Source organism: Micromonospora sp. WMMD723 (assembly GCF_049863385.1).
Taxonomy (GTDB): Bacteria; Actinomycetota; Actinomycetes; order Mycobacteriales; family Micromonosporaceae; genus Micromonospora; species Micromonospora wenchangensis.
Genome location: NZ_JBMKNR010000001.1, coordinates 1,378,022 through 1,392,478 on the forward strand (window position 1 = coordinate 1,378,022; position 14,457 = coordinate 1,392,478).

Annotated in this window: 12 protein-coding genes; 7 read left to right on the forward strand and 5 right to left on the reverse strand. The window is 73.9% G+C overall.

Annotation, left to right across the window (positions count from 1 at the left end):
- Nucleotides 1-48: 48 nt before the first annotated feature.
- Genes ACN261_RS06305 through ACN261_RS06315 form a run of 3 tightly spaced genes read right to left on the reverse strand, consistent with a single transcriptional unit; the run spans nucleotide 49 to nucleotide 2,436 of the window.
- On the reverse strand, nucleotides 49-735 hold the full coding sequence (locus ACN261_RS06305; protein WP_363792820.1) for an ABC transporter ATP-binding protein: 687 nt from the start codon (nucleotides 733-735) through the stop codon (nucleotides 49-51).
- A gap of 28 nt (nucleotides 736-763) precedes the next feature.
- Nucleotides 764-1,897 carry a peptidoglycan-binding protein gene (locus ACN261_RS06310; protein WP_425848880.1) on the reverse strand — a complete coding sequence of 378 codons (1,134 nt, stop codon included), beginning with the start codon at nucleotides 1,895-1,897 and terminating at the stop codon, nucleotides 764-766.
- Entirely contained in the window at nucleotides 1,894-2,436 is a 543-nt protein-coding gene (locus ACN261_RS06315; RefSeq protein WP_425848883.1) for a hypothetical protein, read from the reverse strand. The genes ACN261_RS06310 and ACN261_RS06315 overlap by 4 nt, the downstream gene beginning before the upstream one ends.
- A gap of 124 nt (nucleotides 2,437-2,560) precedes the next feature.
- On the opposite strand from ACN261_RS06315, the gene ACN261_RS06320 reads away from it, so the two are divergent.
- On the forward strand, nucleotides 2,561-3,217 hold the full coding sequence (locus tag ACN261_RS06320) for a response regulator transcription factor (protein ID WP_421484384.1): 657 nt from the start codon (nucleotides 2,561-2,563) through the stop codon (nucleotides 3,215-3,217).
- Nucleotides 3,214-4,386 carry a sensor histidine kinase gene (locus tag ACN261_RS06325; RefSeq protein ID WP_421484385.1) on the forward strand — a complete coding sequence of 391 codons (1,173 nt, stop codon included), beginning with the start codon at nucleotides 3,214-3,216 and terminating at the stop codon, nucleotides 4,384-4,386. Before ACN261_RS06320 ends, ACN261_RS06325 begins: the two co-directional genes overlap by 4 nt.
- A 154-nt stretch (nucleotides 4,387-4,540) precedes the next feature.
- On the opposite strand, the gene ACN261_RS06330 is transcribed toward ACN261_RS06325, so the two are convergent.
- Together ACN261_RS06330 and ACN261_RS06335 are read right to left on the reverse strand one after the other, a co-directional pair.
- The gene (locus tag ACN261_RS06330; protein WP_421484386.1) at nucleotides 4,541-5,482 is read right to left on the reverse strand and encodes an ABC transporter permease; all 942 of its coding nucleotides are present in this window, start codon (nucleotides 5,480-5,482) and stop codon (nucleotides 4,541-4,543) included.
- The gene (locus ACN261_RS06335; RefSeq protein ID WP_421484387.1) at nucleotides 5,482-8,352 is read right to left on the reverse strand and encodes an alpha/beta fold hydrolase; all 2,871 of its coding nucleotides are present in this window, start codon (nucleotides 8,350-8,352) and stop codon (nucleotides 5,482-5,484) included. Before ACN261_RS06335 ends, ACN261_RS06330 begins: the two co-directional genes overlap by 1 nt.
- 370 nt (nucleotides 8,353-8,722) lie before the next feature.
- Here ACN261_RS06335 and ACN261_RS06340 point away from each other — a divergent pair, with 370 nt between their 5' ends.
- Genes ACN261_RS06340 through ACN261_RS06360 form a run of 5 tightly spaced genes read left to right on the forward strand, consistent with a single transcriptional unit; the run spans nucleotide 8,723 to nucleotide 14,431 of the window.
- Nucleotides 8,723-9,904, forward strand: coding sequence for a hypothetical protein (locus tag ACN261_RS06340; RefSeq protein ID WP_421484388.1), 1,182 nt, complete (start codon nucleotides 8,723-8,725; stop codon nucleotides 9,902-9,904).
- Nucleotides 9,891-12,761, forward strand: coding sequence for a nitrate- and nitrite sensing domain-containing protein (locus ACN261_RS06345; protein WP_425848889.1), 2,871 nt, complete (start codon nucleotides 9,891-9,893; stop codon nucleotides 12,759-12,761). Before ACN261_RS06340 ends, ACN261_RS06345 begins: the two co-directional genes overlap by 14 nt.
- Nucleotides 12,758-13,228: a roadblock/LC7 domain-containing protein gene (locus tag ACN261_RS06350; protein WP_067305308.1), complete on the forward strand. Its 471-nt coding sequence runs from the start codon at nucleotides 12,758-12,760 to the stop codon at nucleotides 13,226-13,228. Before ACN261_RS06345 ends, ACN261_RS06350 begins: the two co-directional genes overlap by 4 nt.
- Nucleotides 13,225-13,698 carry a DUF742 domain-containing protein gene (locus tag ACN261_RS06355; protein WP_425848892.1) on the forward strand — a complete coding sequence of 158 codons (474 nt, stop codon included), beginning with the start codon at nucleotides 13,225-13,227 and terminating at the stop codon, nucleotides 13,696-13,698. Before ACN261_RS06350 ends, ACN261_RS06355 begins: the two co-directional genes overlap by 4 nt.
- A complete protein-coding gene (locus ACN261_RS06360; RefSeq protein ID WP_421484391.1) occupies nucleotides 13,676-14,431 on the forward strand; it encodes an ATP/GTP-binding protein in 756 nt (251 codons plus the stop codon). The genes ACN261_RS06355 and ACN261_RS06360 overlap by 23 nt, the downstream gene beginning before the upstream one ends.
- The last annotated feature ends 26 nt before the right edge of the window (nucleotides 14,432-14,457 follow it).

The window sequence follows — 14,457 nt, forward strand, 5'->3', positions numbered from 1 at the left end:
CGGCGTCACCCCTGCGCTGCGCGCCGGTCGGCCGCAGTGGGGTCGTGGTCATCGGAGCACCCCTTCGGTCGGCGCGGCGGAGTCCGCCACGATCAGCCCGTCGCGCATCTGCACCTGCCGGGGCAGGCTCGCCGCGATCTCCCGGTCGTGGGTGATGACCACGACGGTGGTGCCGGCCGCGTGCAGTTCGTGCAGCAACTCCATCACCCCCGCGCCGGAGCTGGAGTCGAGGTTGCCGGTCGGCTCGTCGGCCAGCAGCAGTGGCGGCTCACCGACCACCGCCCGCGCTATCGCCGCCCGCTGCCGCTCACCGCCGGAGAGCTGGTGCGGCCGGTGGTCCAGCCGGTGCCCCAGACCGACCCGTCGCAGCGCCGCCTCCGCCCGCCGCCGCCGCTCCCGCCGGGGCACCCCGGCATAGAGCAGGCCGTCCGCCACGTTCTCCACCAGGGGTACGCCGGCAGCCAGGTGGAACTGCTGGAACACGAACCCGATCCGGCTGGCCCGCAGCGCGGACAACTCCCGGTCGGACAGCCGGGCGGCGTCGTACCCGTCGATGCGGACCGCGCCGGAGCTGGGCCGGTCCAGCGTGCCGATCACGTTGAGCATGGTGGACTTCCCCGACCCGGACGGGCCGACGATGGCCACCAGGGCACCCCGGTCGACGGTCATCGACACCCCGCCGAGGGCGGCGACCGTGTCGCCGTACCGTTTCGTGACGTCGCGCAGCTCGACCACGTGGTCGGGGCCGGCGACCCGGGCCGGGTCAGTCACCGGGCATCCCCACGGTCAGCCCCGCGGTGACCCCCTCACCGGAGACCTCCACCCGACCGGCCGCGAACAGGCCGGTGCGCACCGCGACGATCCGGGTGCCGGTGTCCTCCACGACCTGCAGCCCGTAACCGCCCTCGGCGAGGGTGAGCAGCGCCGCGACCGGTACGGAGAGCACGTCGGCACGCTCCGAGGCGATCAGGCCCAGATCCACCGCCGCCTTGTCGTAGCCGGCCAGCACCTTGGGGTCGTCCCCGGTGACGGTGACCTCGATCTTGGTTTCGGTCTCCGGGTCCTTGCCGGACGCCGCCGACGTCTGCACCACGGTCTCGACCGTGTCGACCCGACCCGTGCTGCGGGTGCCGTCCGGCAGGGTGATGGTCACCTCCGCGCCCTTGCGGGCCAACCGCTGGTCCTCGACGTCCAGGGTGCAGGTGACCAGCCGGGCCGTGCCGGTGGTCGACAGCACCACCTTGCCCGCGCCGACGGTGTCACCCACCTCCACGGCGTGGCTCTCCACCCGCACCTCGCCGGGGGCGTAGACGATCCGCGCCGGTTCGACCTGACCGGTCTCCGGCAGGCCCAGGTCCTCCTGCCAGTCGCGGACCGCGTCGGCGGTCGCCGAGGTGAAGTCCTCGTCGACGTCGAAGCCGGTGTGCCCGAGCGCGGCGAGGTTCTGCTCGAACTGCTTGACGTCGGTGCCGCTGACCCCGGAGCGCAGCATCCGGTACGCCGGCAGACCGCCGTAGAGCAGCACCACCGGCTCGTCGTCGATCCGGTAGAGGGCCTTGCCGCGTTTGACCGTCGCGCCGCCCGGGGCGAGCCAGGTGACCGTCCCGGCCAGCCGGCTCTCCCGGGCGCGCGGGGTGCCGTACCCCAGCTCGCCGTTCTTGGTCTCCCGGTCGACCAGGGTCTGCCGGGTCACGGTGGCGGTCGCCGGCGGCCGGTCGACGGCGGCGGACCGGTCGGCCCGGCCGTCGGCGGCGGAGGTGACCGCGACGACCGCCACCGCCACGACGAGCAGGGCGACCGCACCGAGGAGCACCCCGACCCGGGGGCGTCGCCGCCGGGCCGGTGGCTCGTCGGGTGCGGTGACGGTCGACTCGGCGGGGCGGGCCGTGGTGCTCATGACGTCCTCCGGCGTTCACCCAGGTTGGGCATGATCTCCCGGCACTTGTCGAACGCGGCCCGCACCTTCGGGTCCTTCAGGTCGATGTTGGCCTTGCCGGGCTGGATGCGCCCGTCGGCGGACGGGTCCGGGAAGTCCGGCACACCGTTCTCCCGCATGCAGCCGGCCAGCTTGCGGACCTGCTCGGTCTGTTCGGCGTCGAGCTGCCGGGGTTGCCCCCCGTTGGGGGCGTACTCGCGGCACTCCTGGAGCGCCGCCTGCACCTTGCCCAGGTCGATGTCCGCCCCCGAGTCGAACCGGGGCCCCTTCTCCCCCGGCTGCGGGTCCGGTACGTCGAGTCCCTGTTCCCGCAGGCACGTGGTGAACTTGAGCTGGCGTTGCTCGTCGCTCAGCCCGGCGGCGGACACCGAGGGTTCCGCGCCGCCGCCACCGGCGGTGGCCACCCCGGGGTCGTCGTCGCCCCCGCCCTGGCAGCCGCTCAGGGCCAGGGCCGCCAGCACGGGCAGGGCCAGCAGCAGTCGCAGTGGATCTCGTCGCATCGTCGGTCTCCCTTCGGCCGGCAGAGAGCCGGCATTAGGGATAACTCAACTCCTGAGGCGGTATCCAGGGCATAAGCGATGGCGTTAACGCGGTGGTTATCCCGGCATAGGCGAGGATGGAACGGTGCGCGTACTGGTGTGCGAGGACGAGAAGCTGCTCGCGGACGCGATCGCCGAATGGCTCCGCCGGGAGTCGTTCGCGGTCGACGTCGCGTACGACGGCGACGCGGCCCTGGAGCGGATCGGCGTCAACGGGTACGACGTGGTCGTCCTCGACCGGGACCTGCCCGTCGTGCACGGCGACGACGTGTGCCGGGCGCTGGTCCGTGCCGAACGGGACACCCGGGTGCTGATGCTGACCGCTGCCGCCGCCGTGCGGGAACGGGTCGCCGGCCTGGCCATCGGCGCCGACGACTACCTCACCAAGCCGTTCGCGTTCGTCGAGCTGAGCGCCCGGGTGCACGCGCTGACCCGGCGCACCCGCCCGGCCGCCCCGCCGAAGCTGAGCCGGGCCGGGATCGTCCTGGACCCGTCCCGGCTGGAGGTCACCCGGGACGGGCACTTCGTGCCGCTGTCCCGTAAGGAGTTCGGCGTGCTGGCCGAGCTGCTGCGCGCCGACGGTGCGGTGGTCTCCGCCGAGGACCTGCTGGAACGCGCCTGGGACGAGCACATCGACCCGATGACCAACGTGCTGCGGGTCACCGTGATGAAGCTGCGCCGCAAGCTCGGCGACCCGGCGGTCATCGAGACGGTGCCCGGGGTGGGATACCAGATCCGATGAGGAAACCGACGATCCGGGCCAGGCTCACCCTCATCTACGGCGGCCTGTTCCTGCTCGCCGGCACCGTGCTGCTCGCCGTGACGTACGTGCTCGTCGACCAGCGGCTCGCCCATGGTCTCGGGTTCAACCTGCGCGGCAGCGGCGGCAAGGAGTCGATCTCGCTGCCGCAGGGCACCCAGATCAGCGCCAACCAGGCCGAACACCTGCGCACCATCGTCCGGCAGGTGCAGGACGACGCCCGGCGCGACGCCCTGGACTCGCTGCTCACCCAGGGCGGGGTGGCGCTGGCGGTGGTGACCATCGCCGCGGTCGCCTTCGGCTGGCTGGTCGCCGGCCGGGCGTTGCAGCCGTTGCAGCAGATCACCGGCACCGCCCGCCGGATCGCCGGTGCCGACGGCGCGGGCCGGGGGCTGCACGAGCGGATCGCCCTGGTCGGGCCGACCGACGAGGTGAAGGAGCTGGCCGACACGTTCGACCTGATGCTCGAACGCCTCGACCGGTCCTTCGACGGGCAACGGCGCTTCGTCGCCAACGCCTCGCACGAACTGCGTACCCCGCTGGCGATCAACCGGTCCCTGGTGGAGCTGGCGATCACCCGGCCGGACTCCCCACCCGAGCTGCGGCAGCTCGGGGAGACCCTGCTGGCCGTCAACGAACGCCACGAACGGTTGATCGACGGGCTGCTCACCCTCGCCGACTCGGAGAACGCCCTGGCCGAACACGCCGAGGTGGATCTCGCCGAGATCGCCGGGCACGTCGCGGAGCAGACCGCCCGGTCGACCACGCTCGCCGTCACCCGTGAACTGGCCCCGGCGCGTACGGCCGGCGACCCGGTGCTGCTGGAACGGCTCACCCAGAACCTGGTGGAGAACGCCGTCCGGCACAACGTCGACGTCGACGGCTGGCTCTCGGTCGCCACGGCGGTGGTCGACGGCCGGGCCACCCTCACCGTCAGCAACAGCGGGCCGGTGGTGCCCGGGTACGAGGTCGAGACGATGTTCCTGCCGTTCCGCCGGCTCAACCGGGAACGGGTCGCCGGTCAGCGGGGCTTCGGCCTGGGACTGTCCATCGTCCGGGCGGTGGCGCGCGCCCACGGCGGGACGGTGCGGGCCGTGCCCCGCCCCGACGGCGGCCTGGTGGTCACCGTCTCCCTCCCCGGCCCCTCCTGACCTGCCCCGCGACCCGGTCGTGATCGAGGTCGTGATCGACCCCAACGGGGCCGATGTCGCGGCATCCAACGGCAGTGACACCGCACCATCGGCCCCGTTGCGACGGCGACCCCGTCCGACGGGGCGGGCAGGGCGGCCCGTCCGACGGGCCGGTTCAGCTCGTGACGTCCTTGCGGGTGAAGCGCCAGAAGGCCAGGCCCCAGAACAGGGTGGCGTAGCTGACCGCCGAGATCGCGCCCCGGACCACGTCGTCGGTCTGCATCGGGGTGGACAGCAGGCCCAACCAGGCGCTGCTGTAGTGGGTCGGCAGGAAGTCGCGCAGCACACCCAGCGCGGTGATCTGGTCCAGGATGCTGGACAGGATCCACAGCAGCACCGCGCCACCGACCGCGCCCAGCGCGGCGTCGGTGACCACCGACAGCAGGAACGCCAGCCCGGCCACCACCAGCAGCACGACCGCCAGGTAGCCGAGCACCGCCAGCAGCCGCACCAGCCCCTCGGTCGGGGTCAGCTCGGCGGCGACCTGGCTGGTCAGCGGCGACCAGCCGTAGCGCAGGGTGCCGGCGAGCAGGGCCGTACCGGCCAGCAACAGCAGGGCCAGCCCCGAGTACGCCAGCGCCACCAGCAGCTTCACCGTCAGCAGCCGGGCCCGGGGCACCGGCACCGCCAACAGGTACCGCAGGCTGCCCCAGCTCGCCTCGCTGGCGACCGTGTCACCGCAGAACAGCGCCACCACCACGACCAGCAGGAACGACGCCGAGACCAGGATCGAGAAGAGGGTGAAGTTGAGCCCGCCCGAGGTGGCCAGGTCGGCGAGGCTGGCGAACTCGCCCCGGCCCCCGCCGTCGTCGTCCCCGGACTCGAACTGGAACGCCACCAGGATGATCAACGGCAGCAGCACCATGAATCCCAGCGCCAACTGGGTCCGCCGCCGCGACGCCTGCCGGCGGAACTCCGCCCCGAACGGCAGGGTCGCCCCCGGCCGGTACCCGGCCGCCGCCCCGCCCGGCCCGGACGCCCCGGTGGCGGTCCCGTCCGGGGCCCCGCCACGCGCAGCCGCGCCGCCCGACGGCGTGCCCACCGAAGAACCTGCCATCACCGGTCACCGCTTCCCCGAGAGTTCTCGCCCACCAGGGCGAGGAACGCGTCCTCCAGGCGACGCCGTGGCACCACCCGGTCCACCCCGATCCCCGCCCGGACCAGCTCGGCCACCACCTCGCTGCGGGCGGTCCCGTTCGTGTCCACCACCAGAGCACCGGCGTCGTCGGCGGTCAGCACCTGCACCGCGTCGAGGCGGCTCAGCACCTCCCGCGCGGCGGCCTGGTCGGTCACCTCGAACAGGGTGCTCGGCGACTCGCCGACGATCTCCTCCACCGGGCCTGCGGCGACGATCCGGCCCTTGTTGACCACCACCGCGTGCGTGCAGGTCTGCTCCACCTCGGCCAGCAGGTGACTGGAGACCAGCACCGCCCGGCCGTCGGTGGCGTAGCGCTGGAGCACCCGGCGCATCTCGGCGATCTGCGGCGGGTCCAGCCCGTCGGTCGGCTCGTCGAGCACCAGCAGCTCCGGTAGGCCCAGCATGGCCTGCGCGATGGCCAGCCGCTGCCGCATGCCGTGGCTGTAGTTCTTGGTCCGCCGGTGCACCGAGTCGCCCAGACCGGCGATCTCCAACGCCTCGTCGAAGTGCGCGTCGGCCCACGGCCGCCCGGTCGCCCGCCAGTACGCCTTCAGGTTGTCCAGGCCGGACAGGTGCGGCAGGAAACCGGGCCCCTCCACCAGCGCGCCGATCCGCGACAGCACCGGCGAGCCGGGCACCAGCCGGTGCCCGAAGACGTAGATCTCCCCGGCGGTCGGCTGGGTCAGCCCCATCAGCACCCGCAGGGTGGTGGTCTTGCCCGCGCCGTTCGGGCCGAGCAGCCCCATCACCTGGCCGGGGTGCACCTCGAAGTCCACCCGGGACACCGCGACGAAGCCGTCCGCGTACTCCTTGCGCAGGTCGCGGACGGCGAGCGGGATGCCCGCGTACTCGGGGTGGACGGAGTCGTCCTGGCGGCGGTGCCGGCGGCGGACCACGGCGACGACCACGACGAGCCCGACCAGGATCGCGGCCAGCAGGCCGACCAGCACCCAGCGCCACACCGTCGCGGTGGTCGGGATCGGGGTGGCGGTGACCGTCGGCAGGCTCACCGCCCCGTCGACCGCCACCGTGTAGACGGCCGGTGCGGCCGGCGTCGTGTACGCCTGGTCGGCGGTGGCCAGCACCACCCGCAGCCGGTGCCCGGCCTCGACCCGGCGGACGATCGCCGGCAGGGTCACCTGGACCGGCTGCGCGGCGTCGATCGTGGCCGGCAGCCCGGTCAACCGGATCGGTGCGACCAGCCCGTCGGGCAGCGTCGCCGCACCGGCCGGGTCGACGTCGTAGAGCTTGGCGAACAGCACCGCCTCGCCGGTCGCCGACGCGGCCCGGACGGTGACGGTGGGCGCGCCCACCACGTCCACCGCCTCGGCCAGCGGCGTCGACTCGAACCGGGCGTGCTGGCCGGGCACGTCGCCGGCGACCCCGTCGAGCAGGGAGCCGAGCGACCCGGCGAACGGGATCGCCGAGATCGCCGCCGGGTTGCCGTTGGGCGGGTTCGCGACCGGTTGGGCCGGCCCGGTCACCGGCACCTCGCGCCTGGCGTCCCCGGTCACCCCGGGATAGTCGGCGGTGCGGTACCCGGTGGCGACGAGTCCCCGGTCGAGGGCGTCGAAGCCGGCGATCCGGGAGAACGTGAAGTCGTCGCCGGGGGCCGCGCCGGTGCCCTTGACGTAGTGGTCGAGCCACTGCACGGTCAGGTACTTCACCCGGTCGGAGTCGCTGGTCGGGCCGGCGCCGCCGTCGTGACCGCCGGTGAACCAGGCCACCCGCACGGGGGTGCCGGCGGCGGCGATGCCGCGCGCGTTGGCGTCCGCCTCGGTGAGCGGGAAGAGGGTGTCCGCCTCGCCCTGCACCAGCAGGGCGGGGGCCTTGATCCGGCCCAGCACGTCGGCCGGGGAGGAGCGCCGGAGCAGGTCCACCGCTGCCTGGTCGGCCCGCCCGGTGGTGGCGATCCGCAGGTACGCGGCGCAGACGTCGGCGGCGAACCGGCCGCAGGCCGGGTCGGCGGCGGCCCCCGGCACGCGCGGCGACCGGCTGCCCGGCCCGTTGCCCGGCTGCGGGCTGGGCGCACCGGCCGACGCGGGAGCGCCCTCCGGCTGGACGGCGGCGGTGTTGCCGGACAGCCCGGCCGGGCCGGAGCCGGCGCTGCCACCGCCGCCGAAGAAGATGCCGGCCCAGCCCTTCTTGAACACGCCCTCGGTGGCCGGCCTACCGGTGCTCTCCGGCAGGAAGGCGCGGGACAGGTCGTTCCAGGTGATCATGGGGACGATCGCGTCGACCCGGGGGTCCTGGGCGGCCAGCAGCAGGGCCAGGCCGCCGCCGTACGAGCCGCCGACCACCCCGACCCGCGGGTCACCGGCGGCGTCGGTACGCACGTCGGGGCGGGCGGCCAGCCAGTCCAGCAGCCGCTGGGCGTCGCGCACCTCGTAGTCGGGGCTGTCCAGGTGGATCTGCCCGCCGCTGCGGCCGAAGCCCCGCGCGGTCCAGGTCAGCACCGCGTAGCCCTGGCCCACCAGGTCCTCGGCGTCGGCGCGGACGGAGTCCTTCGTACCGCCGAAGCCGTGGGCCAGCAGCACGGCCGGGACCTTCCGGTCGGCCGACGCGCCCTCCGGCAGGTAGAACGTGGTGTCCAGGTCGACGGGCTCGTCGCCGGTCGGCCCGGAGCGCACGCTGAGCATGGCCGACTCGGTGCGGAAATCCGGCCGGTCCGGCCAGACCGCCCAGCCGACGACCGCCGCCAGCAGGACGACGACCACCGACGCGGCGACCGCGCGACGGCCGGTGGGCAGGGCACGACGGACCCGTGCGGCCGACAACGGCGATTTCATTCGGATCACGGTACGGCCCGGAAGCTGAGCGTTGGCTGAGATCCGCCGTACGTCCGTCCTGGGCAGCCGATCGTCGGTCGGACAGCGGAAACCGCACAAGGTCACCCGGCGTTCACGCAGTACGAATTCGGATTACGTGAATTCACGCGTAAGACGCTATATCGCTATGGAAACGAGCATGTCACCGCGACAACAGTACGCAGCGTCACGAGCGGGTCAATCTTGCGTCACATCACTCGAAGTGACGCAAAACTGACCCGCGTAGACCTCCGGCCAGGGATCGCCCGTCGATTAGGTTCTCGGTCCGACGCACGGGACCGAATTGTCACGCCATCCCCGACCCCCTGCGCCGCCGCCGGAGGAGACAACCATGACCGTTCCCGCCTCGCGGGTCCGTCGACGGCCCAGGACACCGGGCCGCCTGTTGCCGCTGCTACTCGCCACCGCGCTGCTGCTGCCGGTGGCGTTCCTCGTCGTACAGGGCCACCGGCTCGTGGACGCCGACCGCGAGCTGGCCGAACGGGAACGGCTCGGCGTCGAGTACCTGCGCGCCCTCGGCCCGGTCACCACCGCACTGGTCGACGCGCAGACCGCCGCCGTCGCCGGCCGGCCGGTGCCCCGCGACGCCCTGGACCGGGCGGTGGAGGAGGCCGCGGCGGTCGACACCCGGGTCGGCGGCGAACTGCGCAGCACCGAACGGTGGGCCGGCCTGCGCGCGAAACTGGAGGGCCTGCCCAGCCGGTCGCTCACCGACCCGGAAACCGCCTTCACCGCGTACGGCGAGGTCACCGACCTGCTACTCGCCCTGCACGGCAAGATCCGCGAAACCTCCGGCCTGATCCGCGACCCCGGCTCCGACTCGTACTTCCTGCAGGACGGCGTCGGCGAGGAGATGCCGGAGGCGACGGTCGCCGCCGGACGCCTCGTCGACCTGGCCGTGCTGGCGCAGCGACGCCCCGCCGCCGACCAGGCCCGTACCGTGGGTGAACTGGCCACCCTCCGGTTCGCCGCCCTGCAACCGGCCGGTGACCTGGTCAACGACCTCCAGACGGTGGTCGACACCTCGGAGAGCGCCGACATCGGTGCCGGGGTGCTCACCCCGTTCGACACCTACCAGCGGGCCATCGAGGCACTGGGGGCGCTGTCCCAGCCCCGGGGCCGGACCCAGGAGCTGGACGTGGCGAAACTCGCCGCCGCCCGCAACCAGGCGCAGACCGCCAGCCGGGAACTGCAGCCGGTCCTCCTCGACGAACTCGACCGGCTGCTGCGGCAGCGCATCGACCAGCTCGACCGCGACGCGCTGCTGATCCTCGCCGCCGGTGGCGTGGCCGGGCTGCTGCTGGTGGCGCTCGGCGCGAGCGGTTGGCTGACCCGCCGCGGTGAGCGCCCGACAGGCCGGGACACCCCGGCGGTCGAGCCGGCCGACGCGAGCGGACCCGCCCCGTGGGAGCCGCCGACGCCGCCCGGCCGCCTGCCCACCGGGCCGGTGCTCCAGCCGGCCGGCCGGGGCACCGAACCCGACCGGTGGAGGCCCTTCGATGCTGCTCGGTAGGCTGCGAATCCGGGGCAAGCTGGCCCTGCTGGTGGTGGTCCCGTTGCTCTGCATGGCCGGGCTCACGGTGCCGGTGGTCTGGGAGCGGGCCTCCGCGGCCCAGCGGGCCGGCGACATCGCCGACCGGGTCCGGATCGCCAGCCGGGTCGGCACGATCCTGCAACACCTCCAGCAGGAACGACTGCTCGCCGTCGGCCTGCTGCTCGGGCAGGTGCAACGCACCGACCTCGTGCAGAAGATCGCCGAGGTCGACGACCGGGTCGCCGACCTGCGCTCCGACCTCGGCGACGACCTGCCCGGCGAGGTCGACACCGCCCTCGACGGGGTACGCCAGCTCGCCGCCCTGCGGACGGCGGCGGTCGCCGGACAGACCGGCCCCGACCAGCTCATGGCCGGATACGGGCCGGTGAACACCGCCCTGATCGACTCGCTGCGGCTACGGCTCAACGCGGACACCCGTACCCCGGCCGGACGACAGGTGCTGGCCCTGGACGGCCTGCTGCGCACCGGCGAGAGCCTCAGCGCCGGGGCCACCCTGATCGTGCTGGTCGCCGCCCGGCCCAACGCCCAGACCGTCACCGCCTACGTGGCGAACTTCGCCGTCCTCGCCGACGAGAGCGCCCGGCTCCAAGCCCTGGTCACCCCCGAGCAGCTCGACCTGCTCACCCTGGAGGAGGTCGCGGTCGCCAACCGCACCGGGCCGAACTTCATCGACCAGAGCGCCGTCGACCCGGCCACCGCCATCGGCGCGCTGGACGTGGCGACCCTCTTCCCCACCGTCGGCTCGATGATCACGCTCGGCCAGTTCGTCGAGAAGAAGCTGGCCGCCGACGTCACCGCCGAGGTACGCGCCGACCGGCAGGTCGCGCTCGCCGGGGCGTACTGGGTGACCCTGCTGATCGTCCTGATCCTGATCGCGGTCATCCTGCTCACCGTGGCGGTCGGCCGGGCGGTGGCCCGACCGCTCACCCGGCTCACCCGCTCCGCCGACCGGGTCGCCCGGGTCGCCGAGTCCGAACTGGTCCGGGTCGCCGACGACGAGTCCGAAACCACCCCACCGGTACGTCTCGACCCGGTCGACGTGGGTGCCCGGGACGAGATCGGCGACCTGGCGCGCGCCTTCGAACGGGTGCAGAACACCGCCGCCCGGCTGGTGGAACGGCAGGTGGCGAGCCGACGCAACGTGGCCCAGATGTTCGGCCACGTCGGGCGGCGTACCCAGAACCTGGTCGGCCGGCAGATCGCCCTGATCGACCGGCTGGAGCAGCAGGAGACCGAGCCGGGGCGGCTGGAGCACCTGTACCGGCTCGACCACATCTCCAGCCGGTTGCGCCGCAACGCGGGCAGCCTGGTGGTGCTCTCCGGCGCGACCGGCGACGACGCGCACGTCGCACCGGTCCCGGTCGCCGACGTGGTCCGGTTGGCCCTCGGTGAGATCGAGGACTACACCCGGGTGGACGTACAGGTCCCGCCGGAGGTGGTCGCCGCACCGGCGATCGTCGGTGACCTGGTGCTGACGCTGGCCGAGCTGATGGAGAACGCCACCGTGTTCTCCCCGCCGCACACCCGGGTCGTGGTCACCGCCGAGACGACCGACGACGGTGCCCGGCTGGCCGTCATCGACCAGGGCATCGGGATGAGCGAGCAGCGGCTCGCCGAGGAGAACGCCCGGTTCACCCGCCGGGAGCGGCTGGACCTGGCCCCGTCCGAGGTGCTGGGACTGTTCGTGGTGGGTCGGCTCGCCCGCCGGCACGGCTGGACGGTGGAACTCGCCGCCACCCCGGGCGGCGGGGTGACCGCCAGCCTGGTGCTTCCCGGCTCCGCCCTGGCCCGCCCCGCGACCGGGCGTGGCGGGGAACCCGTCAGCCGGGTCGCGCTGCCGTCGCGGGACCGCCCCGTGACGACCCCGCCGGCCGGACTGCCGACGCGGGAACGACCCGGACCGACCGGCCCGGCCACCGGGCCCGGCACCGACGTCCCCCTGCGGACCGGCCGCACGCCGGTCGTGCTCGACGCCGGTCCGGCCCGGCCGACGGTCGACGCGGCGTCGGCCCGGCCGATGGTCGACGCGGCGTCGGCCCGGCCGATGGTCGACGCCACGGCGCTGCCCGGGTTCGACCCCACCCTGCTCAGCAAGGCGACCAGGAGCATGGCGGCCACCGGCCCCTGGGACGCGTTCGGCACCGCGCCGGCCGACCAGGAGCCGTCCCGTACCCCCGGCACCGACCCCGACGTGGCCCGTCCCGCCGGCGGCGACCCGGCCGGTGCCACGACGGTGCTGCCGGCCCGGGGCACCGCCACGGTGGCCCCGGTGGCCGACGCGCCGCACCCGGCGGTCCCGCAGGCCGTTCTGCTCCCCACCGTGGGGCAGACCACGACGGGCCGACCGGCCCCGCTGCCGGGCATCCGGCAGCGGGTCCCCGGTGCGAGCCTGCCCCGCACCGCACCGGTCGTCGGGCCGGTGGACGGCAGCCGGGCCGACCCGGAGGCAGCGCGGGCCCTGGTCGAGCAGTTCCAGTCCGGGGTGCACCGGGCCGAACAGGCCGGGCCGGCCGCCGCGTCCGTCGCCGCCCGACCCGCTGCCACCCGACCCACTGCCGCCCAGCCCGCCGCCACCCCGTCGTCCGCCGCTCGACCCCCTGCGGCCCAGCCCTCCACCGCACCGGCGGTGCCCCGGCTGACCCGGCGGGTCCCGGGCGCCAACCTGGCCGTCTCGCCGCCCCGGCAGGCACCGAGTGAGAATCCGGGAGATCCGGGCGAGGTCCGCGATCTCATCAACGCGTTCGAGACGGGCGTCGCCCGCGCTCTGCGCGAAGTCCGCACCGACCACCGCACTGAAGAAGGAACGACACGGTGACCAGCCCGCACGTACACGAGAACGTCGACTACCAGAACCACCCGGCCGGGGACCTCAGCCCGGAGGCGCGCACGTTCAACTGGCTGTTGGACTCGTTCACCTCCAGCACCGCCGGCGTACTGGAGGCCATCGCGGTCTCCTCCGACGGGCTGCTGATGGCCATGTCGTCGATCAAGGACCGGTCCAACGCGGAACGCCTCGCCGCCGTCGTCTCCGGCATGACCAGCCTGGCCGGGGGTGCCGCCAGCTGGTACGCCCTCGGCGGGCTCAACCGGGTGATCGTGGACATGGCCGACGGCTACCTGCTGATCACGGCGATCAGCAGCGGTTCCGTGCTGGGCGTGATCGCCGACCGGTCGGCCAACCTGGGCACCGTCGCGTACGAGATGACCCTCTTCGCCGGCCGGGCCGGCGGCGCGCTGACACCGAGACTCATCGCCGAGCTGAAGAACGCCGTTCAGCAATGACCCGGGACGCCGCTGGCGAGGAACCGGAACCCGAACCGATGGTCCGGGTCCGCCCCTACCTGCGGACCCCGGTGGGCGATACGACACCGACGCCCACGCCCGTCCCCGAGCCGGAGGCCGACCGCCCGGCCAGCCCCCGCCCGTTCGTGCTGACCGCCGGGCGGGTGGCCGGCGCCGACCCGGCGATCGGCCTGGAGACCCAGGTCACCGCCCGGACCGGGCCGGGCCGGGCCGCCGCCGTGGCGGCCCTGCTGGCCCCCGAGTTGCAGGCGATCGTCGCCCTGTGTGGTGAGCCGATCTCGGTGGCGGAGATCTCCGCCCGGATGCGGCTGCAGCTCGGCGTGACCCGGGTGCTGGTCGGTGACCTGCGGGCCGCCGGCCATCTCGACGTGCACGTCGGCGCCGTCGACGACGCATTTGACCCCGACCTCATCCTGCGAGTGATTGATGGACTCCGTGCGATCTCCTGAATGGCCGGTCGCCCCGCTCGGCGGGCTCGCCGCGAACAGTGCCTCCGCCCGCTACGGACAGCCCGTGGGCGGCCCGCCGACGGCACCGCAGCACCCGGCCGCGCCACTGCCGTACCGACCACCGGCGGCATCGGCGACACCGACGACGGACACCCGCAGCGGCCCGCCGGCCGCTCCGCCGATCCCGGTCAAGCTGCTCATCGCCGGAGGTTTCGGGGTGGGCAAGACGACCACGGTCGGTGCCATCTCCGAGATCGCCCCGCTGACCACCGAGGCCGAGATGACCAGCGCCGGGATCGGGGTGGACGACCCGGGGGCCCGCAGCGGGAAGACCACCACCACGGTGGCGATGGACTTCGGCTGCGTGACCATCGACCGGAGCCTGAAGCTCTACCTGTTCGGCACGCCCGGCCAGGACCGGTTCGGTTTCATGTGGGACGACCTGGCACGGGGCGCGCTCGGCGCGTTGGTGGTGGTGGACAGCTCCCGGCTGGACGACTGCTACCCGGCGGTCGACTTCTTCGAGCGGGCCGGCCTGCCCTTCGTGGTCGGGGTGAACACCTTCGACGGCCGGCTGACCCACGAGCTGGGGGCGATCCGGTGGGCGCTGGCGATCGGTGACCACGTGCCGCTGGTGCAGTTCGACGCCCGGGAACGGCTGTCGGTACGGGACGCCCTGCTGGTCGTCCTGGACCGGGCGCTGGACCGGGCGGTGCGGGAGAAGGGCGCCTGACCGAACCGACGCCCGGTCGTTTCCAT

Bases quoted from the DNA above. Each gene is read 5' to 3' on its own strand.
- ACN261_RS06345 (WP_425848889.1), top strand. From the start codon at position 9,891: ATGCTGCTCGGTAGGCTGCGAATCCGGGGCAAGCTGGCCCTGCTGGTG.
- ACN261_RS06330 (WP_421484386.1), bottom strand. From the start codon at position 5,482: ATGGCAGGTTCTTCGGTGGGCACGCCGTCGGGCGGCGCGGCTGCGCGT.
- ACN261_RS06340 (WP_421484388.1), top strand. From the start codon at position 8,723: ATGACCGTTCCCGCCTCGCGGGTCCGTCGACGGCCCAGGACACCGGGC.
- ACN261_RS06325 (WP_421484385.1), top strand. From the start codon at position 3,214: ATGAGGAAACCGACGATCCGGGCCAGGCTCACCCTCATCTACGGCGGC.
- ACN261_RS06335 (WP_421484387.1), bottom strand. From the start codon at position 8,352: ATGAAATCGCCGTTGTCGGCCGCACGGGTCCGTCGTGCCCTGCCCACC.
- ACN261_RS06315 (WP_425848883.1), bottom strand. From the start codon at position 2,436: ATGCGACGAGATCCACTGCGACTGCTGCTGGCCCTGCCCGTGCTGGCG.
- ACN261_RS06310 (WP_425848880.1), bottom strand. From the start codon at position 1,897: ATGAGCACCACGGCCCGCCCCGCCGAGTCGACCGTCACCGCACCCGAC.
- ACN261_RS06360 (WP_421484391.1), top strand. From the start codon at position 13,676: ATGGACTCCGTGCGATCTCCTGAATGGCCGGTCGCCCCGCTCGGCGGG.
- ACN261_RS06355 (WP_425848892.1), top strand. From the start codon at position 13,225: ATGACCCGGGACGCCGCTGGCGAGGAACCGGAACCCGAACCGATGGTC.